Source organism: Vicinamibacteria bacterium, assembly GCA_035570235.1.
Classification (GTDB): Bacteria; Acidobacteriota; Vicinamibacteria; order Fen-336; family Fen-336; genus DATMML01.
In genome coordinates this window covers 1-19,457 of sequence record DATMML010000007.1, presented here as the reverse complement: position 1 = coordinate 19,457, position 19,457 = coordinate 1, and the positions used below count along the sequence as shown (strand labels likewise).

Annotated in this window: 19 protein-coding genes and 1 tRNA gene; 5 read left to right on the top strand and 15 right to left on the bottom strand. The window is 68.3% G+C overall.

Annotated elements, in window-relative coordinates:
- The first annotated feature begins 344 nt into the window (after positions 1-344).
- Positions 345-2,918, top strand: a complete 2,574-nt coding sequence (locus tag VN461_00885) for a protein kinase (protein HXB53311.1) — start codon at positions 345-347, stop codon at positions 2,916-2,918.
- Here the strand turns inward: VN461_00885 and VN461_00880 are convergent.
- Genes VN461_00880 through VN461_00865 form a run of 4 tightly spaced genes read right to left on the bottom strand, consistent with a single transcriptional unit; the run spans position 2,915 to position 6,237 of the window.
- A complete protein-coding gene (locus VN461_00880) occupies positions 2,915-3,937 on the bottom strand; it encodes a hypothetical protein (GenBank protein HXB53310.1) in 1,023 nt (340 codons plus the stop codon). The genes VN461_00885 and VN461_00880 overlap by 4 nt on opposite strands.
- Positions 3,934-4,830: a hypothetical protein gene (locus VN461_00875; protein ID HXB53309.1), complete on the bottom strand. Its 897-nt coding sequence runs from the start codon at positions 4,828-4,830 to the stop codon at positions 3,934-3,936. The genes VN461_00880 and VN461_00875 overlap by 4 nt, the downstream gene beginning before the upstream one ends.
- Position 4,831: 1 nt before the next feature.
- A complete protein-coding gene (locus VN461_00870; protein ID HXB53308.1) occupies positions 4,832-5,407 on the bottom strand; it encodes a Maf family protein in 576 nt (191 codons plus the stop codon).
- Positions 5,407-6,237, bottom strand: coding sequence for a response regulator (locus tag VN461_00865; protein HXB53307.1), 831 nt, complete (start codon positions 6,235-6,237; stop codon positions 5,407-5,409). The genes VN461_00870 and VN461_00865 overlap by 1 nt, the downstream gene beginning before the upstream one ends.
- 108 nt (positions 6,238-6,345) lie before the next feature.
- Here VN461_00865 and VN461_00860 point away from each other — a divergent pair, with 108 nt between their 5' ends.
- Both VN461_00860 and VN461_00855 read left to right on the top strand, forming a co-directional pair.
- Positions 6,346-6,813 carry a DUF721 domain-containing protein gene (locus tag VN461_00860; protein HXB53306.1) on the top strand — a complete coding sequence of 156 codons (468 nt, stop codon included), beginning with the start codon at positions 6,346-6,348 and terminating at the stop codon, positions 6,811-6,813.
- A 10-nt stretch (positions 6,814-6,823) separates the two neighbouring features.
- Positions 6,824-8,005: an acetyl-CoA C-acetyltransferase gene (locus VN461_00855; protein HXB53305.1), complete on the top strand. Its 1,182-nt coding sequence runs from the start codon at positions 6,824-6,826 to the stop codon at positions 8,003-8,005.
- Positions 8,006-8,008: 3 nt separating this feature from the next.
- Here the strand turns inward: VN461_00855 and VN461_00850 are convergent, their stop codons facing one another.
- From VN461_00850 to VN461_00835, 4 genes are all read right to left on the bottom strand, one after another.
- Positions 8,009-10,141 carry a cyclic nucleotide-binding domain-containing protein gene (locus VN461_00850; protein HXB53304.1) on the bottom strand — a complete coding sequence of 711 codons (2,133 nt, stop codon included), beginning with the start codon at positions 10,139-10,141 and terminating at the stop codon, positions 8,009-8,011.
- A 90-nt stretch (positions 10,142-10,231) separates the two neighbouring features.
- Entirely contained in the window at positions 10,232-10,468 is a 237-nt protein-coding gene (locus VN461_00845; protein ID HXB53303.1) for a hypothetical protein, read from the bottom strand.
- A gap of 4 nt (positions 10,469-10,472) precedes the next feature.
- On the bottom strand, positions 10,473-11,000 hold the full coding sequence (locus tag VN461_00840; GenBank protein HXB53302.1) for a metal-dependent hydrolase: 528 nt from the start codon (positions 10,998-11,000) through the stop codon (positions 10,473-10,475).
- 64 nt (positions 11,001-11,064) lie between these two features.
- A complete protein-coding gene (locus VN461_00835) occupies positions 11,065-11,640 on the bottom strand; it encodes a hypothetical protein (GenBank protein ID HXB53301.1) in 576 nt (191 codons plus the stop codon).
- A 1,038-nt stretch (positions 11,641-12,678) separates the two neighbouring features.
- Here VN461_00835 and recA point away from each other — a divergent pair.
- Complete coding sequence (gene recA, locus VN461_00830) at positions 12,679-13,761, top strand: recombinase RecA (protein ID HXB53300.1); 1,083 nt, start codon at positions 12,679-12,681, stop codon at positions 13,759-13,761.
- Positions 13,762-13,949: 188 nt separating this feature from the next.
- Here recA and VN461_00825 read toward each other — a convergent pair whose 3' ends face one another.
- Both VN461_00825 and VN461_00820 read right to left on the bottom strand, forming a co-directional pair.
- Positions 13,950-14,903: a 2-hydroxyacid dehydrogenase gene (locus VN461_00825; protein ID HXB53299.1), complete on the bottom strand. Its 954-nt coding sequence runs from the start codon at positions 14,901-14,903 to the stop codon at positions 13,950-13,952.
- 6 nt (positions 14,904-14,909) lie between these two features.
- A complete protein-coding gene (locus VN461_00820; protein ID HXB53298.1) occupies positions 14,910-15,299 on the bottom strand; it encodes a hypothetical protein in 390 nt (129 codons plus the stop codon).
- Between the two features lie 107 nt (positions 15,300-15,406).
- On the opposite strand from VN461_00820, the gene VN461_00815 reads away from it, so the two are divergent.
- Positions 15,407-15,482 (top strand) — tRNA-Phe (locus tag VN461_00815).
- Between the two features lie 98 nt (positions 15,483-15,580).
- On the opposite strand, the gene VN461_00810 is transcribed toward VN461_00815, so the two are convergent.
- The 5 genes from VN461_00810 to VN461_00790 all read right to left on the bottom strand — a co-directional run bounded on the left by VN461_00810 (position 15,581) and on the right by VN461_00790 (position 19,005).
- Complete coding sequence (locus VN461_00810) at positions 15,581-16,198, bottom strand: hypothetical protein (protein ID HXB53297.1); 618 nt, start codon at positions 16,196-16,198, stop codon at positions 15,581-15,583.
- Between the two features lie 65 nt (positions 16,199-16,263).
- Positions 16,264-16,467 (bottom strand): hypothetical protein, encoded by a 204-nt coding sequence (locus tag VN461_00805; protein HXB53296.1) that lies wholly within the window; start codon positions 16,465-16,467, stop codon positions 16,264-16,266.
- Between the two features lie 66 nt (positions 16,468-16,533).
- Positions 16,534-17,298 (bottom strand): hypothetical protein, encoded by a 765-nt coding sequence (locus VN461_00800; protein HXB53295.1) that lies wholly within the window; start codon positions 17,296-17,298, stop codon positions 16,534-16,536.
- 494 nt (positions 17,299-17,792) lie between these two features.
- Positions 17,793-18,398 (bottom strand): hypothetical protein, encoded by a 606-nt coding sequence (locus VN461_00795; GenBank protein ID HXB53294.1) that lies wholly within the window; start codon positions 18,396-18,398, stop codon positions 17,793-17,795.
- 67 nt (positions 18,399-18,465) lie between these two features.
- A complete protein-coding gene (locus VN461_00790; GenBank protein ID HXB53293.1) occupies positions 18,466-19,005 on the bottom strand; it encodes a DUF6036 family nucleotidyltransferase in 540 nt (179 codons plus the stop codon).
- Between the last annotated feature and the right edge of the window lie 452 nt (positions 19,006-19,457).

Sequence of the window (19,457 nt, the reverse complement as noted above, 5' to 3'; positions counted from 1 at the left end):
GCGCTTTACTCTGCTCTTCCAGAGGTCACCGTGCCACCAGGGCCGTAGGCATCCTAGCCCGGAACTCGCGTCTCTTCCGGAGATTATAGGGCTCGTGCGCGGTGGGCGAAAGCCGGCCGACCTGGCCCTCCCCCAGGGCCGGCGCTATAATCCGTCCCTACCGTGAACACTCTGAAAGGGCGGTGGCGCCGGTTCATGCCGGGCGGTCCCAACCGCCGGGACCGAGGAGACGGAGGCGTCGACTCCCGGCGGCCGGCCCGCGAAGCCATCGATAAGGTCCCATCCCCGCGCGCCCGGGCCCCCGAGGCGCCGGCGCCCGCACGGTAGGATCCCCTTTCCCGCTCATGCCGCTACCTTCCGGCACCACGTTGGGCGGCTACGAGGTACAGGCCCAGATTGGCGCGGGGGGCATGGGCGAGGTGTACCGAGCCCGGGACACCCGCCTCGACCGCGTGGTGGCCCTCAAGGTCCTGCCCGATCACCTGAGCCGGGATCCGGAATCCTTGACCCGCTTCGAGCGGGAGGCCAAGGCGGTGGCCGCTCTCTCCCATTCCAACATCCTGGCCATCTTCGACTTCGGGAAGCAGGACGGGGTGGCGTTCGTGGTCATGGAACTGCTCGAGGGCGAAAGCCTGCGCGCCCGCCTCGCCGCGGGGCCGCTGCCCCCCCGCAAGGCCGTGGAGTATGGTCTTCAGATCTGCCTCGGACTCGCGGCCGCCCACGACAAGGGAATCGTCCATCGGGATCTCAAGCCCGAGAACGTGTTCATCACCAAGGATGGCCGGATCAAGATCCTGGACTTTGGTCTGGCCAAGGTCACTCCGCCCCAAGCCCCCCACGAGCGCGACACCCTGGACCTCACCCCCATGACCCAACCGGGTACGGTCATGGGCACCGTGGGCTACATGTCCCCGGAGCAGGTTCGGGCGGACGAGGTGGACCATCGGTCCGACCTCTTCTCGTTTGGCTCCATCCTCTACGAGATGCTCTCCGGCCGTCGCGCGTTCAAGGGGGATTCCGCGGTCGAGACGATGAGCGCGATCCTGAAGGAGGAACCCCCGGAGCTCGTGGAAACCAACCGCACTCTCGACCCCGCTCTGGAGCGGGTGGTGAGGCACTGCCTGGAGAAACGACGCGAAGAGCGCTTCCAGTCGGCACGGGACCTGGCCTTCCAGCTCCAGGCCCTCTCCGGAGCCTCGAGCAGTGCCGCTCTGCGGGCGGCAGACGCCAGGACCCCGAGCCCCCCGCGCCGACCCCTCCTGGCCGGCCTCGCCCTGGCCGCGGCCCTGGCCGGAGGGTTCTGGGCGGGCGCGCATTGGATGCGCACCGCCCCCCCTACCTTCCACCAGCTCACGTTCCGGCGCGGGACGATCGCCGCCGCGCGGTTCGCGCCCGACGGCCAGACCATCGTCTATTCGGCGGCCTGGGGCGGCAGCCGGGTGGAGATCCTGACCACGCGCCTGGATAGCCCGGAGTCGCGGTCGCTCGGTCTCTCCTCGGCGGGGGTGCTGGCCGTCTCCTCTTCCGGAGAGATGGCCATCGCGCTCGGCTGCGAGTTCTTCTGGGGCAGCTGCCAGGGAACCCTGGCCCGGGCCTCCCTCGCCGGCGGCGCCGCTCGGGAAGTGCTGCAGGATGTCCACGAGGCGGAGTGGACGCCGGACGGAGCGGACCTGGCGGTGGTGCGGGACGCCGAGGGCCGGCATCGCCTCGAGTTCCCCCTCGGGCACGTCCTCTACGACACGCCGGGCTGGATCAGCCACCCGCGCTTCTCGCCCCGCGGCGACCTCATCGCCTTCATCGATCACCCCTCTCCGTCGGAGGAGAGCGGATCGGTGGCGGTGGTGGACCGGGCGGGCAAGTACCAAAAGATCTCTCCGGGCTGGAGCAGCATCTGGGGCCTGGCCTGGAATCCCTCCGGCCGGGAGATCTGGTTCACCGCAGCCGAGGTCGGTCGCGCCCAGTCCCTTCACGCGGTCACGCTCTCCGGGGAGTCGCGGGTGGTGCTGAGAGCGCCCGCGCGCCTCCTCCTCCACGACGTCTCCAAGCACGGACGAGTGCTCCTGGCCCGCGAGACCGCCCGGGGCGGGCTCATGGGCCTCCCCCCCGGCCAGAAGGAGGAGCGGGACCTCTCCTGGTTCGACTGGTCGACGGCGGCGGACATCTCCCCGGACGGCCGGACGGTCCTCTTCTGCGAGAGGGGCGAGGGTACCAAGGCCGCCCCCACCGTCTACCTACGCGCCGCGGACGGCTCGCCGGCGGTGAAGCTGGGAGAAGGTCGGCCCCTCGCTCTCTCCCCCGACGGGGGGTGGGCGGCGATCGCCAAGGGTGGCCCCCCGGAAACCCTGGTCCTCCTGCCGACCGGACCCGGAGAGCCCCGAACGCTTCCGAGCGGCGCCATCACCGGCTACGTGGAGGCCGCGTTCTTCCCGGGTGGGAAGCGCATCCTCATCCTCGGGACCGAGAATGGCTTCGCGCGACGCTGCTACGTCCAGGATCTCGATTCGGGCGACCCCCGCCCAGTCTCCCCCGCGGGGGCCAGCGTCGATTTCACGGGCAACCCCATCTCCCCGGATGGACGCTCCTTCGCGGCCCGGGGGGCGGAGGGGAAGATCTTGATCTACCCCGTGGCGGGGGGGACGCCTCAGCCCGTCCGGGGCCTTGACGCGGGGAGCGTGCCCGTCCGTTGGAGCGGCGACGGCCGTTCCCTCTTCGCCTTCGCCCGAGAGCATGTCCCGGCCCGCGTCTTTCGCCTCAACCTCACCAGCCACGTCCAAGAGCTTTGGAAAGAGCTGCTGCCCGCCGACCCCACGGGTATCGTGGGCATCTCCACCGTCGATCTCTCGAGCGACGGCCGGGCCTACATCTACACCTACGACCACCGCATGTCGGAGCTGTACGTGGCCGAGGGGCTGCGCTAGGGCACCCCTCCCAAGAGCAGGAGCACCAAGGCGGCCAGGAAGGCCACCCGCCGCGTGAGGACGAGCCGGGAGGGCTCGAGGGCGGTGAGGCCCAGGATCGCAGCCGCCACCCCCGCGGATACGAAGGGTGTCGCGTAGGTGCCCTGGCGCAGCCAGCCCTCTCCGCCCGCCGCGCCCGCCGCGACGAGGGCCAGCAGGGCCGCCAGCCGTCCTAAGAGCCCGGCCCCCGTTTCGCGCGGGGCCGGATCCGCCTTGCCCGGGGTAGCCAGCAGAGCCTTCAGGCCGAGGACGAGCAGGCCCGTGGCCAGCGCGCAGCCCACGACTCGCGTCGCACCCTCGGCGAGCGCCTCCGATCCCCGACCCAGGCCCTGGAACAGGGTGAAGCCGATCCCGAGAGAGGCGAGCCCCGCCGCGAGTATGAGAAGCCGCCGGCCGAGGGTGCGCGCCCCGGCCACGGAAGGGGCCAGCAGGTGCGCGGAGAGAGCCACGGTTCCGGCCCAAGAGGCCAGCAGCGTCAGGCCGAGGAGCAGACCGGCCCCCGGCAGCTCGAGGCGGGCCGGGCCCGTACCAAGGCCGAAGGCCCAGCGCAGGACGCGCCCGCCATCGAGGGTCACGAGGGACAGGCAGAGGGCGGCTCCCCCCGCCACCGCCGCTCCCCCCGCGTCGGCCCCGCCCGAGAGCCGCGCCCGCGTCTCCGCGGAGAGGCTCCCCGCCGCCAGCGCCGCCGCCAGCCCCGCCAGGGTGAGGGCCGCGGAGGGTGCGGCCACGACCACCGGGCGCAGGTAAAGAAGCGCCGCCCCTCCCGCTGCCAACAGGCTGGGGAGGGGAGTGCCGACCGCAACCGCCCCCGCGGCCAGGGCGGCAGCCGGCCAGGACCCGGGCTCCGTGATCCCCGGCAGCAACGCGAGTGCTCCCAGCGCGGCCAGGACGCGCGTCACCCCCGGGGAGGAGCCCGTCCCCTGGCCCGAGAAGGCCGCGCCGCCCAGGAGGAGCGCGGCCAGCGCGGGAAGGAGGTTCATGGGCGCCTCCGACCGAGGGCCAGCCCCCCAACCATGAGAAGGACACCCGCCCCGGCCAGGGGGGCGGCCGGCTCGCGGATGACGCGCATCCGCAGCGCGACCTCCGGCTCCACCGAGGTCAGGGAAAACGTGCGGTCCAAAGCCTCGATCCGGTGCACCCCGGGAAGCGCCCGGATCACGAAGACCCGCCAGGCCTTTCCGTCTCGCTCCACGCGCAGAAGGGCGGCGGGATTCCGGGGCTCGGTGGAGCGGGAGAAGGGCTGCTGCTTCTCGTCGAGGGCGAAGTCGGGAAAGTACCGCTCCAAGGCGATCTGCAGGCCCTCGACGAGAGCGGGCCGCTCGGGCGTGACCTCGACTTCCCGCGTCTCTTGACCGCCCTGGACGGCCACCCGGAGCCGGGCCGCCTCGCTCGTGGGCACCGCGCGAGGCTCGCCAAACCGGAAGCCGCCCCGGCTGACCGCCTGCTCGCGTGCGAGCTCGACCGTCTCCTCCCCCGCGGGCGAGGCGAGCCTCAGGACCGTGACGCGGGCATCCGCGCGCGCGAGGCCGATCTCGAAGCCGAGCGGGCGCAGGCCGAGCGGCCTGGCTTCCGGACCCTCCTCCTCGAAACTGTTCTTGGCCTGGCCCCCGATCAAGGTGAGGCTTCCCCGCTGGCCGAGGACACCGTCGTAGCCCACCGCGGCGAGCACGAGAAGGGCGCCCAGGCCGAGCACACGCGCCCCCGGGTCCGATCGCGCGCGGACCACGAGCCCGAGCACCAGGAGAAGAGCGAGGGCCGCAACCACGGCCGGGGCCGCGGGCAGCCACTCGCGCGCGCGTAGGAAAGGGTGGAGGATCCCCGCCAGGGCGACGCCGAGGGAGGCGACCACCCCGGGCCGGCCGAGGGCGTCCACCCTAAAGGGGCCCGAGCGAGAGCCCGGCTTCCCGAGCGAGGCGGAAGACCAGGCGCACGGGCAACCCGGCCACGTTCGAGGGGGAGCCCGAGATGCCCTCAATGAACAGCCCCCCTCGACCGTCCACGTGATAGCCTCCCGCCTTGTCCATGGGCTCCCCCGTGGCCACGTACCAGGTCCGCTCCGCCTCCGTCATCTCTGCGAAGGTCACGGTGGTTCGCTCGATCCCCGAACGCGCAACGCTCCCGGTGATCAGGCAGACCCCGGTCACGACCTCGTGGGTGCGTCCGGAAAGGTGGGCCAGCATGGAAAAGGCGGAGTCTTTAGACTCCGGCTTGCCCAGGATGCGGCCCTCGCAGATGACCTCGGTGTCCGCGGCGAGAACGGGGAGCGTCTCCGACCGCGCGACCGCCTCCGCTTTGGCCCGGGCCAGGCGCAGGACGGCCGCTCCCCCCTCCTCGCCCGGGTGCAGGGTCTCGTCCGCGGCCGATACCGTCACCCGAAAAGGGATCCCGAGCTCGCGGAGGATGCGGGCCCGGCGGGGCGAGGCGGACGCCAAGACCAGCCGGGGCTCCATCAGCCCCTCCGGAATTGGGTGATGACCCGCGAGACCAGGGCCTCGGGCCCGCTGGCCTTGGGCACCAGATCGTCCGCTCCGTGGGCGGTCCGTGCTTCCTTCTGGCTCTCCACGGGGAGACGGGTGTAGAGAAGGATGGGGATGTCCACCCACTCCATCGTGGCCTTGATCATGTTGATGACGTCTTTGCCGGCCAAGGCACCCCGGAGGTCCAGCTCGAGGGCGATGACATCCGGCTTGTCCTCGGCGATGGCCTCCAGCCCTTTCCCCCCGTCCGCCACCGCCCGCACGGGAACCTCGGCCTTCTCCAGTTCCGCCACCGCCGCCTCGCGCGTCAGGGGGTCGTCGTCCATGAGAAGGACCGTCTTCCGGCGCCGCGTGCGGACGGGGGGTGGGACGGTGGCGTCGTGTTCGTGCTCGGGGGGGGACGGCTCCCTCCCGGAGGCTTCCCCCTCCCCGAGCGGTCGGTTGCGCAGCAACTCCAGGATCTCGTCCTGCGCTCGGCGCAGCGCCTGGATCTCGGCCAGAACCGCATCGAGGGTGGCGGGAGGCGGCCACTCCTCGCCGGGCGCTCCCGCCAGCTGGGCGCGCCCGGCCGAGCGGGCGGTGTCCTCGCCCGGCCGCGGGATCTTCTTGAGCGGCGTGCCCGGGGGCAGGGTCGCGCTCGGATGGGGGCCGGAGGAGGCGGGGGGTCCCTCCGCCGTTGAGGCCTTGGCGAGCTTGGCCGCGGTGGAGCGGGTCATGAGACGGGCGCCGCAGCCCGGGCAGATGGTGACGCCTCCGCCATCGGGCACGCTCGCGATCTCGGTCTTGCACTTGGGGCAGCGCATGGCCGGCTCCAGTTTGCCTCCATCTCCACGGAAGCGACAACGCCCGCGAGTATAGCGCACCGGACGGAGACGCTTGGTCGTGCCCGCGCTCTGCCGTAAAGTAGCGGCATGGGCCTGCAGCGGGCGGCAGCGATGGGGCTGGCCGCGCGGCTCTTTGGCTCCGCGCCGGAGAGGACTCTGGCCCTGCTGCGCGCGGCCTGGCCGCGGGTGGTGGGGCCGGAGTTGGCGCGGCGCACCGAAGTGATCGCGCTCGAGGGCGACAGCCTGCGCATCCGGGTCCCGGACGCGGGGTGGCGCAAGGGCCTTCTCCGCATGCGGCGCGAGATCCTGGCGCGCTTGCGCGACCTGGCGGGCGACCTCGCCCCGCGCCGCCTGGGATTCACCGAGGGCTTCCCGGCCGGCACCGCGCCCTCCCTTCCCCCCTTCCTCCCCCCCGCGCCCGAGGCGCCCGCCCCGCCGCCCTCTCCGGCCTTGAGCGCGGAGGCGGCGAGAATCCTCGATCCCGAACTCCGAGCCCGCTTCCTGGAGACGGCGGGCCGCTACCTGGCCCGGACCCCGCGCCCGCCAACGACATAAAGGAGTTGCCATGCCCGAGTCCGTCATTCTCTCGGCCGTGCGCGTCCCTACCGGGAAGTTCCTGGGCTCCCTCAAGGGCTTCTCCGCCCCCGCGCTGGGGGCGATGGTGGTGCGGGAGGCCGTGGCCCGCGCCGACATTCCGCCCGAGCGGGTGGACGAGGTGATCCTGGGCAACGTGGTCTCCGCCGGCTTGGGCCAGGCCCCCGCCCGTCAGGCCGCGCTCCGCGGCGGACTGCCCCCCAAGGTCGCCGCCCTCACCATCAACAAGGTTTGCGGATCCGGCCTCAAGGCCGTGATGCTGGCCGCCCAGGGCATCGGGAGCGGGGATGCGGAAGTGGTCGTGGCCGGGGGCATGGAGTCCATGTCCAACTGCCCCTACCTTCTGACCCGGGTCCGCGAGGGCATGCGGCTGGGCGACGGAGAGGCCGTGGATTCGATGATCTGGGACGGCCTTTGGGACGCCTATGAGGACTACCACATGGGCTGCACGGGGGAGGTCGTGGCCGAGAAGTACGGCGTCACCCGGCAGGAGCAGGACGCCTACGCGCTGGAGAGCCATCGGAAGGCCGTGGCCGCCATCCGCGCGGGCCGGTTTCGGGACGAGATCCTGCCCGTTCCCCTCCCGGCCAAGAAGGGCGAGCCGGTCCCGTTCGAGGTGGACGAGGGGCCGCGGGAGGAGACGTCGCTCGAGGCCCTCGCCAAGCTCAAGCCGGCCTTCAAGGAGGGCGGCACCGTCACCGCCGGCAACGCCCCCGGAGTGAACGACGGGGCGGCCGCGCTGGTGGTGACATCGGCGGAGACCGCGCGCTCCCTCGGCCGGAAGCCCCTGGCCCGCATCGTGGGCCAGGCGGTGGCCGGCCTGGAGCCGGCTCTCGTCATGATGGCCCCCGTCGATGCCGTGCGAAAGCTTTGGAAGAAAACGGGCTGGAACGCGTCCACCGTGGACCTCGTGGAGCTGAACGAGGCCTTCGCCGTCCAGGCGGTCGCGGTTTGCCGGGAGCTGGAGCTCGATCCGGCCAAGGTGAACGTGAACGGCGGCGCCGTCGCCCTCGGCCATCCCATTGGAGCCAGCGGGGCGAGGATCCTCACTACCCTGCTCTACGCCCTCCGCGCCCGCGGCAAGTCGCGCGGCGTCGCTACCCTTTGCCTGGGCGGGGGCAACGGAGTGGCCCTGGGGGTCGAGCTGGTCTGAGCCTCAGGAGGGCGCGGTCCGGAACGTGCCCGCCCGGCCATCCGTCGTGCGCTCCCGGTAGGCCGCTTCCAGCACCACCCGAACGCCCGGATGGCTCACGTCGAGGGCTTGCAGGGCGGCCGGTTCGAGCTCCAGCATCTCGCAGTGGGCGGCGGCGGTGACGCTGGCGGTGCGCGACCGCCCGGAGAGCGCGGAGATCTCCCCGAAGAACCCTCCCTCCTTCAGGGAAGCGATGGCCACGCTCCGCCCGCCGGCGTCACGTGTGAACACCTTGACCGCGCCCACGGCCAGGATGAACACGCTCTCCCCCGGCTCCCCCTCCGTCACCACGATGTCGCCCGCCTCGAAGGTGAGGAGCCGCAGCTCCTGGATGACGGCTAGGAGCTCGTCCTCGCTGAAGCCGACGAACAAGGGGCTGGCTAGGAGGCCGGGAGCGTAGGCCCGGAGGGCGGACGATTCGGCGGGGGCAATGGCGAAGGAGGCGCTCGGGGCCGGGCGCACGGCCTTCCTCACCATGTCCAGGAGCCAGTCCTGGAAGTAGCCCTCCCTGTTCCCCGCTGCCGGGGGGCGGGCGGGCGATCCCGCCGGCGGCTCCGCCGGGCGCCCGTCCCCTGCCGGCGCCGCGGATTTCGCGCGGGGGGCCAAGGTCAGCTCTTCGACGTGGCGGTGCTGGATCCTCTCGATTTTCTTGAGGACGGCGATGGCTTTCTCCGGGTAACCCTGCCGGGCGAGGTCGTCCGCCAGACGGACGAGGATGGGAACGGTGTCCTCGTACTTGCCCGCCCTCAGCAACACCGCGGCCAGGCGTAGGCGTATTCGGGGGTCCCAGCGGCTCTCTCCGAAGAGGGCCTCCAGGGCCCCGACGGCCCTCCGCTGGGCGTCGGACATGGCCAAAGGCACGGCCCTGACCGCCGCCGCCTCCGGGCTGCTCGCACGCCGGATGTAGAGCTCCTCCAAGACCTCGCGGGCCCGCGGGTGCTCGTGGGCCAGGCGGTCGAGGCCGGCTTTGTCGATCTCGAGCAACTCGCAGCGCCCAGCCGCGGTCACGGTCGCGGAACGGGGGCGGCCCGAGAGGCTGCCGATCTCGCCGAAGAATTCCCCCTCCCCCACCTCCCCCACCGGGAAGTTGCGCCCTTCGGGGTTCCTCACCCAGACCCGGACGGTTCCCTTGGCCACGATGTAGACGCTGTCTCCACGCTCCCCTTCGGTGAGGACGATGTCCCCCCCCTCGAAGCGGTGAAGGCGCAGGCCACGAAGAACCGCCGTCAATTCGGCCGGGGAGAGGTCCCGGAAGAGGGGGCTGCCCGCCACCGTCGCCGCAACCGGGAACTCGGGGTCTTGCGCGGACGCCGGGGGAGGGGGCCGGCTCTGCGCCAGGTCCTGGACGAGATTGAGCAGCTCGGTCCGAAAGTCCTCCGCGGACATGGCGGAAGAGGACTCGCCCGCGGGATCCGGAACCGTCACCGCGCTGACCTCCCGTTCCGCGGAGACGACTTCGACGCTTTCCTCCTGCGCGGCCGCGTTCGCGCTCTCCGCCACCCCGCCCGGCAGGGTGGCCAGGAAGCGCCGGAACACGGTCCGGATGCGCTCGCCGACCTCGCCCGCGGCCGCGTCGTTGGCCGCGCCGAGAGCGGCCAACTCCGGGGGCAGGATGACGGGCGCGGTCGCGCTCTCGTCATCGTCTCGCTGGACAAGCGGTTCGGCCAGGCGCCGGGAGACCTCCGGGTCCAACGGTTGGGTCTTGGCCCGTTCATCCCCCGCCGCGGGCTCCGGAGGGGAGGGCGCGGGAGGCGGGAGGGGTGCGGTGGGCTTCGGCCCCAGGAGCGAAGCCACGCGCTTCTCGAGCCGGCTCGCCTCCGGATCAATCTGCTCGACCTTCTTGAGGGCGGCCATCGCGGTGGCCACGTTCCCGTGGGCCAGCAGCTCTTCGGTGACCTCAATGAGGATGGGCACCGCCTCCTCGCCCTTCCCGGCCAGCACCAGGACGTCCGCGAGCTCAAGCCGCAGCCGGGGGCCCGGGCTTCGTCCCTTGAACTGGCCCTTCAAGAAAGCAATGGCGCGGGCGTGCTCCTTGCGGGCGACGAGGTCGCGGACGACGGTCCGGGGGTCCTTGGGGGCGCGCGATTTGCGCTTCATTTTCGATCCGGTCCCTGAAGCTACGCCCCGTCCGGAGTGGGGTCAAGTCAGGGAGGGGGGCGGTCAGGGAGCGGGCGGAAGGGGGGCCGGTCAGGAGAGCGAGGCCAGCTCCTTGTCGAGCGCCGCCAGCGCGCGCTTGAGCATCTCGCGATGCCCCTCCGCCCGGGCCGCACTCATCTGCCTAAGCACGTCTGCGCGCGAAAGCTCCAGCCGCCGACGCTTCAAGACGCGGGCGGGATCGCCGAGGTCGCGCTCCGAGGCGGACCCGACGGCCTGGGCCGCTTCCTGCTGATCCGCTACCGACTTGCTTTCGAACCCTCGTGCCATACCGTCACCCCATCCGCCGGGAACGGAAGCGCCACGCGGCCGCGAGGAGCGGGCTGAGCACGACCGCCTCCCAGGCCGCGGCCAACGCATTGTGCCGGACGGTCGCCCACTCCAGTGTACGCCCGATGTCCAGGAAGATGGGCCAGGGGACCTTGAAATACTCCTGGGAGACCGGCCAGAAGGCCAGGATGCCGATGGGGGGGTTCGTATCAACGTTCAGATAGTCGAGCAGCACGTGGCTCGACCAGGCCGCCCCCACGGCCCCGGCAAGAGCGACCGGCCGGACCCAGCCCAGGAGGGGGAAGACCAGGGCGGCCGCCGCCGCCGCCAGAAGAGCAAAGCCGAGGCTGTGGGTCTCGTTGTCGTGGTGGTTGCGGCCGTCAACGAACCGAAAGAGCAGGTCCACGTCGGGGATCAGGGCCGCGCCCAGCGTCACCCCCAGCCGCCAGCGATCCGTGAGCTCCTGCTGGTCCCGGGACGCCAGGACATGGACGATCAGACCGGCGAGACCGTGGCCGACGGGAGAAGGCATGAGTCAGCGGACGCTGCCGCCACAAGGGGTTGGGAGAGCCGCGCTTCCGAGCTCTACGACGACTCTACAGCCGGCGCTCGAAAATCTTGAAGTCGCTCTTCTCCGCCTCCACGATGTCGTCGAGGAGGGCGTAGATCGCAGCGATCTTGCGGTCCTTGTGGAACTTGTCGTCAAAGGCGGTGAACTCCGCCTCGTCCTTGAACCGGAAGACCTCCATCAGGTAGTTCGGTCGGCTCCGGTCTTCGTAGATGGTGCAGTCCATGCCCCCGATCGCGACCAGGAGGGGCTTCAACTCCCGCATGAGATCGAAGAACTCGCCCCGCCGGCCCTCGCGGATCGAGTACGTGATGGCCAGCAGCACGCCCGCCTCGCTGAAATCGGGAGCGGCCACAGGCACGCGACTGCCAGCAACCGCGGCGGGCCGGCGGATGTCCCGGGCGGGCGGCATGGAGCGGGCGGGAGCGACGAGAACGGGTCGAGGGGGCGCGACGTGCCGCAAGGGCATCGGCGATGGTACCGGGTGCATGCGGCGCTTCCCCGGCATGACTAGGGCAGGAGCGGTGGCGTGGGTGCTGCGCGCCGGAGCGGCGGCTCGCGCACGGCTGACGGGGGCCTTGGCCTTCAAGTGCTTGGCGGACACAGTCGTGGTCTTCCTCCGGTGAGACGAGCGTTTTTTGTGAGTCCCTGATGCGGCAGGCTTGCGGGACACCGGCCGGATGGATCTATGTGCCTTACGTTTTGCGCGTCCTGACTTCAAGTCCTTGCCCTCATCTTGGGCCCGCCTCTTGAGCAGGATGCTCAGGAGCTTCTTCGGGGCCCATTTCACCTAGGAATTGTAGCAGACCCAGGCACGCTTCCAATTCTTTTTTTTCGCCCCCTATAGATCCGTGTCTGACTGGACACGTGCTATAAGTTGCTGCATTTGAAGGTATTACACCTAGAGTACGAGAGCAATTTTCGGCCTTTGGCTCGCTCCGGCTGGCCCGCCGATGTCGAGAGGGCGGTCGGGTAACGCCTAAGAGGGCGTTTTTCCCGTCCGGCTGGTGGTTTCCCGGAGGCTAGCTGGTGTTGGCACGCGGCCCGTTTCGGCGGCCTTCATTCCCGTGCAACCAACCCGAGGCACAAGGGAGCAGGCACAAGACGTGCCTTTCTTTGGTCGCAGAACGTCAGAACCGACTCCGGTGTTGACGAGAAGTGGCGTCTCCGGCCCTAGGCCGGTGGAAGGCGCCAGAGAAGCCGCCTGTCGGCCCCGACGGCACGACCGCAATGGAGGACCGTAGCCGGAGCGGCGGGGGTCGCCGGGATATCAGGGACGAGAGATCCGCGCCGGGCGGTCTTCCGTTCCTGAAACTGGGACCGGATTCGCGGGGGCCCGCAGCCTCGGAAACGTGACTGAGCGGGCCCCCGGCTAGGACCAGGCCTTGTGCTTGGGGTTCGATCAAAAGAACCTAGGGTCAGGTTCGACAGTTGGGGATATCCACTAAACCCTTCGTCTGTAGGGCTTTGTGCACGCTCCACCCGGTGCCAGTTCGCCTGGGTCCAAAATCCGACACTTGGAGCAGCCGCTCGGACCTGGGTTGGCTACCCACACCGGTATGATCCTCGGTCGTGGGCAGGCCTACCAGGGGCCGGCTCATAGGTTACGGACCGAAGAGCATGAAGGAGAGGATCAATGGTTATGGTTGAAGAGAAGAGCGAGCGGGCGAAGGCGATCGAGTCCGCTCTGGCCCAGATCGACAAGCAGTTCGGCAAGGGATCAATCATGCGCCTGGGAAGCCGCGAGAAGGTCGATGTCCCCGCCATCCCCACGGGCTCGCTCTGCCTCGACGCCGCCCTCGGCGTGGGCGGCATGCCCCGCGGGAGAGTGATCGAGATCTACGGTCCCGAGTCCTCGGGCAAGACCACCCTCGCCCTGCACGTGATCTCCGAGGCCCAGCGCCGAGGGGGCATGGCCGCGTTCATCGACGCGGAGCATGCCCTGGACGCAACGTACGCGGGCAAACTCGGAGTGGACACCGACAACCTGCTCGTCTCTCAGCCCGACAGCGGCGAGCAGGCCCTGGAGATCGCCGAGGTTCTCATCCGCTCGGGCGCGGTGGACGTGCTGGTCATCGACTCCGTGGCCGCTCTCGTCCCGCGCTCCGAGCTGGAGGGGGAGATGGGCGACGCGCAGATGGGCCTCCAGGCCCGGCTCATGAGCCAGGCTCTGCGCAAGCTCACCTCCATTGTCTCCAAGAGCAAGACCTGCCTCATCTTCATCAACCAGCTCCGCGAGAAGATCGGCGTGATGTTCGGCAACCCCGAGACCACCACCGGCGGCCGGGCCTTGAAGTTCTACTCCTCGATCCGCCTGGACATCCGCCGCATCGCCTCCCTGAAAGAGGGCGATGTCGTCATCGGCAGCCGCGCCAAGGTCAAGGTTGTGAAGAACAAGGTAGCGCCGCCTTTCCGGGAGGCCGAGTTCGACATCCTCTACGGCGAAGGGATCAGCAAGGAAGGCGACCTCATTGACCTGGGCGTGGACCACAAGGTCATCGAAAAGTCCGGGGCCTGGTACGCGCTGGATGGTGAGCGCCTGGGTCAGGGACGGGAGAACGCCCGCCAGTTCCTAAAGGATAACCCCGACATCCGCACCGAGATCGACTCCCGCCTGCGCAAAGGGCTGGGCCTGCCCTCGGTGGAGCCGCCGCTCGCCACCGCTCGGGGCGAAAAGGCGGAAAAGGGTGCGGTCGTTCCCATGCCGGAGAAGAAGAAGGCCTAGGCGCTTCCGAAGGGGAGCACTGGGTCCTGTGAGCCCGACTCCCTTCGCGGCGTCACGGTCAGCGACGGCGCGATTGCCGGAGCAGGGATGTCGTCTCCCCTGACAAGTCCGGCGGGCGCTTCGGCCGGAGTGGTCAGCCCGATACCGGGTGAGCCTGCGCGAGCACACTGGACGCGAGCTAGCCTCCGTCAGCCGGCCCGAGCGCCGAGAAGGAACTCCCGGAGCAGCGCCGCCACCCTATCCGCAATGCGCGCGAGCGCTTCCTGTGTGACGCCACCCACGTGGGGCGTGGCCACGACGTTGTCCAGCGTGAAGAGCGGGTCACCAGGTTGGGGAGGCTCCTCCCAATACACGTCCAGTCCCGCCCCTGCGATCCGTCGCTGACGGAGCGCGTCGAGAAGCGCCTGACGGTCTATGAGCTCGCCTCGGCTCACGTTAACCAGATAGGCGGAAGGCTTCATCCGAGCCAGCCGCGCGGCGTCGATCAGCCCCCGGGTCTCGGCGGAGGCGGGTACGTGCAGGCTGACATAGTCGGCGCGGGCCAGGAGCGTGTCCAAGTCACCCGGGCCCCCCACCCAGCTGGTGTGGGGGTCGGGCGCGGGGGTCCGGCGCACGGCGATCACATCCATGCCGAACCCGCGTGCGATCCCCGCCAGGGCCCGGCCCGATGCCCCCAGGCCCACCACCCCGAGGGTCTTCCCCCGCAGCTCGGAGCCCGCGGGATCGCCCACCACACTCGCCGCAAATGAGCGCCGGTGCTGCGGCAGGCCGCGGGCCAGGGCCAACATGAGGAACGCCGCCAGCTCTGCTACCGCCTGGGCGTTGGCGCCGGGCACATTCCGCACCGCGATGCCGCGGGCCTCCGCCGCCGCCCGGTCCACACCCTCAAGGCCAGCCCCGAACTGGACGATGAGCTTAGGGAGCGGAGCCGCGTCCATGATTGTCGCGCTAATGCGGGCCATGGACGGAATGAGGGCCGACGCCTCCGCGACCTGCGCCTCCAAGGAACGGCCGGGGTCGACCTCGGCTATGCGAAGGGGAGACCCGGCGAGGCGCTCGCGCAGGAGCTCGCGGCTCCGCGGGAAGCCCTGCGAGCAGAAGAGGACGCGGATATCGGCGAAGGGAACGGGAGCCCCGGGCACGGCATCTCAGGCGCCGATCTTCTTGACGGGAAGCTCGGCGCTGAACGTGTTGGTCTCGTAGGCCGCGCGGCTGGCGACGACGGTGGCGAAGGGTACCATGCGGATCGCGTCGTAGTCGTCCGGGCACCACTTCTCGCAAGCCATGCAACCGATGCAGGTGTCAAGGTTGACCGTGCACACGCTCAGCTCGGGAGCGGCCGGGTCGGGGGTGAGGGTGATGCAGTCCGGCACCGGGCAGACCGCCACGCAGTACTCGCAGCCGCGGCCGAAGCACCGCTCGGGGTCGATGATGGCCAGCATCTTGGGCTCCCGCTTGCGGGCGCTCGTAGCCTGGGGCTGCGGCACGGGCAACCGGTCGTAGTCCTTGGGGAGCTTCCCGGCGGGAGGCGCGGGCATTTTGGGTTCCTCCTAACTGTTCCCGAGCCAGTATACCTCACCCGACCACCGTCGAGCCGGCTTTGACGACCCGCCGCCTTCGTGGTTGAATTGCCCTTTGCTGCCTTGGCCTGGTAGCTCAGTTGGTAGAGCAGCGGACTGAAAATCCGCGTGTCGGCGGTTCAATTCCGTCCCAGGCCACCAAGGTACAAGCGTTCGGTTCGCCGACTTTCCATCAAACTTGCATCAGCGGCCAGTTCACTCTCCCGCGAGGCGCTTTTCACTGGAAAGCCCACCTGAGCCTACAGCGTTCGAGGGGCTTCGGTCAGCGCCGCCCGCTCGATCCCCAAGACGTCGGCGAGGAGGAACTGAACGTGCTTCTTGAGGTCACCCTCGGGAAGCAAGCTCACTGCGTTGGAGACGACCTCCCGTGCCGTCTGGACTGCCCACCGACACAGCGCGGCTGACGCCACGGTTGACAGAAAGGACTGTGCGGGCAGAACAGTCGGATCGGGGACTAGCCCACGCGCATGAAGCGCGTTCAGGAGTCCTCTCGGTTCTGCTTCGATGCCCGTGCCGGTGAAGGTGTGGCGGTACGGCTTCAAGTGAACGATGGCATCCCGCACCTTGAAGAGCAGGTCGAAGCTCTGATACGGCTCATGTCCCTTCTCTACCGGTTTTCCAAGAGCGATGGTCGCTATGAGGAGCTTCAGGCGAATCGACCCCCGAGACTCCTCGACCTCTTCCAGCGCCTCCGCCAGGGTCTTCGCCTGCGGCTCGCGGGGTCCGTGCTGTGAAGCCAACTCGGTCAACTCATTCAGGAGAGTCTCGACCGTCATCGCCGAGAAGAGAATCACGCTGAGGCCCGCGGGTACTCGTGTGGGGTCTAGCTCCCCCTCCGCTGTCTCGAAACGCTCCACGAGTTTATTGGCCGATGACCAGAGAGAACCCGTGTGCATGTAGTGTCCCGTGAGCCCCTCCCACATCACCGCCCTCTTTTCCCAATAAGGACGACCCTCCCGGTGGCCTTCGCCTGCCGCTCGTGGAGGGCGCCCAGAGCATCGGCCGCTGCCCTGCGGGCCTTCTCGTCCGCGATGGCATACCTCCGGTAGACGCTCTCCGTCTTGTGCCCCACCATGCTGATCGCGACCGAGCGCGGGACTCCGGCAAAGCCTGATGCAAGGTGCATTGCCCACCCAAAGCACTCAGCGACTTGCAAGAGCACGCAGGATCAGAAGTCCTCTGTACGAAGGCGTTAGTGGACGCAGCAGGTCCAGTAGATCCTCGGTCCGTTCATATCGGAGTCCCAGTACCCAGTGCAACTGTTGTACCACTGGTAGTGGGTGCACCGGTCTGGCCACTGCCGCCAGACCTGAACAAAGCATCCGTTCCTCGTTCCAAACCACGAGTTGAAGTTCCCAGGGTGAGGGTTCATGCAACGGCCTTGGCAACCCGCCTGAACAGGAACCTTGGTCGAACCCGAGTCAACTCCTACCTCCGGCGTGGAAACGAAGAGCATCCGCGCATTCGCTTCCGCGAGAGCCGTGTCCGAAGGGGCGGGGCCTGCCGTATCGCTACGTCTGCCTCCACTTGTGTTCCCCGGTGCCTTCTCGATGACGGAAGCCTGGACAAAGCGCTCGATGGCGTGGCTAGGCGTCTGGCCCGTCACTTCGAGACAACCGTCCGAGTCGAAATACTTGACATCGAGCCAACCTCGCGCCGTGTCCTTAAACAACGTTGTCCTTACTCCTGGCGTCTCGGTAACATGCTTTTGGTACTCCTCGAACTGCGTGAACAGGTCGAGTTCCACAAGTTTCTTTTTCAGCACAGGCGGACCGACTTTTTCGTAGAGATAGGCTCCGAAGGCGACGACCACCAAGACGGCGATCAAAGAGAGTGCCCACCGCGGCAACTCGACCTCAATTCCCCAAAGGCGGATGCGGCCCACCTTGGATCCCGGCTTGGCTAGCTCGACCTTGATATTGGGTTCCCCGTCTTGTGGCTTTTCGCTATCTGGCATGGTCCTCTCCTCAGAATTCGGAACCGCTCGGAGGGACTCAGAAATGGCGGCTAAATTCGGTGCATTCTTAGTACAGTGGATACGTAAGTCAAGACGTTTTCTTCGGAGCTTGGCTCCAGGCAGTCTCTTTGGAAGACCGCGTAAATACCACTCTTTGAATGACTTCTAAGTCTCGACGTTACAGTTCGGCTTGACTGGGCGGCAGCCGCTGAGCCATGTTTCCGTAGCCTGGGTGCGTTAGCCGGTGGGCTCGGGTTCGGCCGAGCGAGCCGCCTTACATTCCACTTGCATCAGACCAACGATACCTGCTGTCTCTGGCCGGGTAATGGGGTTCAGCGACCGCCGCCTAAGTGGCTGTACGGAGAGTGTTGGAGCGGTTTGCCTACGTTTGGTCGGCGGTGGTGAGCACTACTGAAAATCCGCGTGTCGGCGGTTCAATTCCGTCCCAGGCCACCATAGCAATGCGAGACCAGTAAGCCCGAGCCGCCCGGGCGTCAGGGATTCTTTTGGAGGAGGCCGAAGTCTCGCTTGACGTGCCACGCCGTCGCGAAGGAGCCATAGGTCCTCCGAGCCAGCTCGGCGGCCGAGACGGTTGGTTCGCGATCGAGGGCAGCCCACATGTCGGCGCGGTAGCTTGGCCCGATCAGTACCCGATACCGGTACGCGTGGTGGTGTACCGCAAGCTGACGCGGTGGCAACACATCATGTGCCCGGTCCCGCAAGACATTCCGCGCAACTCGCAGGGGTGTCTTCTCGAACCTAGGATCCTCACCACCACGTCGGATCAAGAAATCTGATCCCGTCCCTACCAGGTCGATGCGTTGGCCTTTGTACGCCTTTGCGAGGCGTGTAAACCGCCGATCCGAGCGCTTCCATCTCGCGAGCGCCGACCATAGCGCCCGGATGCGGGTGGACGGGTGCTCCAGGACCAGCCTCGTCAGTCGATCGGCGTTCACCCAAGGGAAATGCATCCCAAACCACGTGACGAGGAGCGCGAGAACCCGCAGCTCGGATTGGTCCATCCCTTCCGCCGACGCGAAGAGCAGCGTGTCTTCGATGTTGGGCTCTTGGTGGAGCTTCGAGGAGCTGGTTAGGTTCATACCGATACCCGCAAGGGCGGCCGTGAGGCTCGATGCGTCTGGGATGACATTCGGGGCGACGGCGCGACTAAACACGATGACCTAACTTCTCGGCTAGTGAGGCCAATGTATTGTGGACGTGCTTCGGCCAGTCTGGATGAGCGTCACGCTGATCGATCCATGGTCGGACAAGCACGAGTTCCTCCTCGGTCGGCGCGAGTGCGAGGCAATCGCCGAGGTCGATCCCGCGGTCACAGAGCGCAAAAAGCTTTACTCGGAGCAAGTCCTTGCGGCCAAGTGTCTGGAGCCGCAGCTTCTTTCCCACAAATATCGGGCGGATCTGCGCCCTCCACTTTGGGGGCAGATCAACCGCCAGCGACCGTGGCCCGTTGTTGAGCCAGTCGTCCTGGAGCGTTTCACCGCTCTTGCGAACCTCTGCTGCGAAGGCCCGGGCGGCGGTTGCAACGGCGGGCGGGATTTCCGGATCCAGCACGTCGCAGTCTTTCGTAGCCCGTGAGATAACGCCCAGAAGGTTAAGGGCAGCGCCCCCAACGACAATGGCCTCGAAACCGACGCCGCGCTCTTCCAGGAACAGGTCGAACCGCTCGAGGAGGCTGCGCGAATCCATGAGTATCAGTGTAACAGATACTACTTCTCGAAACAAGCCTTTGTATGGAGGTCTGTCTCGGACGCTACCGGGCAGGTTGACTTGTCTACTACTTGCCTAGAATCATCGGTCAGGAGGGGGACTTTCGGTCAAACCGCATGTTGGACGAACCGTCTCAAGCTCCCGAAATGGTAGCCAATGGTGACCGATCATCCCTTTTCGTCCTCCTCGATTTTGGTGAGGGACGGGACTGAAAATCCGCGTGTCGGCGGTTCAAATCCGTCCCAGGCCACCAAGCTATCAGGCTCGAGGCGATTTCGAATGCGGCGCAATACCCTCACGCGGTTGCGGTTGCAACTGCGTCCCACCAAAACGCGAAGGCACTTCCGTGCTACGATGGCCCATCCCTGGAAACGGCCACCGAGGGGTGGTCCCTGAACGAGGAAATCCAAATGAAGCGCTTTCCTCTGGTG

Excerpts from the sequence above, each read along its gene's own strand:
- VN461_00880 (HXB53310.1), bottom strand. The coding sequence starts at position 3,937 with ATGAACCTCCTTCCCGCGCTGGCCGCGCTCCTCCTGGGCGGCGCGGCC.
- VN461_00845 (HXB53303.1), bottom strand. The coding sequence starts at position 10,468 with ATGGCACGAGGGTTCGAAAGCAAGTCGGTAGCGGATCAGCAGGAAGCG.
- VN461_00800 (HXB53295.1), bottom strand. The coding sequence starts at position 17,298 with ATGCCAGATAGCGAAAAGCCACAAGACGGGGAACCCAATATCAAGGTC.
- VN461_00885 (HXB53311.1), top strand. The coding sequence starts at position 345 with ATGCCGCTACCTTCCGGCACCACGTTGGGCGGCTACGAGGTACAGGCC.
- VN461_00795 (HXB53294.1), bottom strand. The coding sequence starts at position 18,398 with ATGAACCTAACCAGCTCCTCGAAGCTCCACCAAGAGCCCAACATCGAA.
- recA (HXB53300.1), top strand. The coding sequence starts at position 12,679 with ATGGTTGAAGAGAAGAGCGAGCGGGCGAAGGCGATCGAGTCCGCTCTG.
- VN461_00840 (HXB53302.1), bottom strand. The coding sequence starts at position 11,000 with ATGCCTTCTCCCGTCGGCCACGGTCTCGCCGGTCTGATCGTCCATGTC.
- VN461_00860 (HXB53306.1), top strand. The coding sequence starts at position 6,346 with ATGGGCCTGCAGCGGGCGGCAGCGATGGGGCTGGCCGCGCGGCTCTTT.
- VN461_00820 (HXB53298.1), bottom strand. The coding sequence starts at position 15,299 with ATGCCCGCGCCTCCCGCCGGGAAGCTCCCCAAGGACTACGACCGGTTG.
- VN461_00865 (HXB53307.1), bottom strand. The coding sequence starts at position 6,237 with ATGCGCTGCCCCAAGTGCAAGACCGAGATCGCGAGCGTGCCCGATGGC.
- VN461_00805 (HXB53296.1), bottom strand. The coding sequence starts at position 16,467 with ATGCACCTTGCATCAGGCTTTGCCGGAGTCCCGCGCTCGGTCGCGATC.
- VN461_00790 (HXB53293.1), bottom strand. The coding sequence starts at position 19,005 with ATGGATTCGCGCAGCCTCCTCGAGCGGTTCGACCTGTTCCTGGAAGAG.
- VN461_00855 (HXB53305.1), top strand. The coding sequence starts at position 6,824 with ATGCCCGAGTCCGTCATTCTCTCGGCCGTGCGCGTCCCTACCGGGAAG.
- VN461_00850 (HXB53304.1), bottom strand. The coding sequence starts at position 10,141 with ATGAAGCGCAAATCGCGCGCCCCCAAGGACCCCCGGACCGTCGTCCGC.
- VN461_00870 (HXB53308.1), bottom strand. The coding sequence starts at position 5,407 with ATGGAGCCCCGGCTGGTCTTGGCGTCCGCCTCGCCCCGCCGGGCCCGC.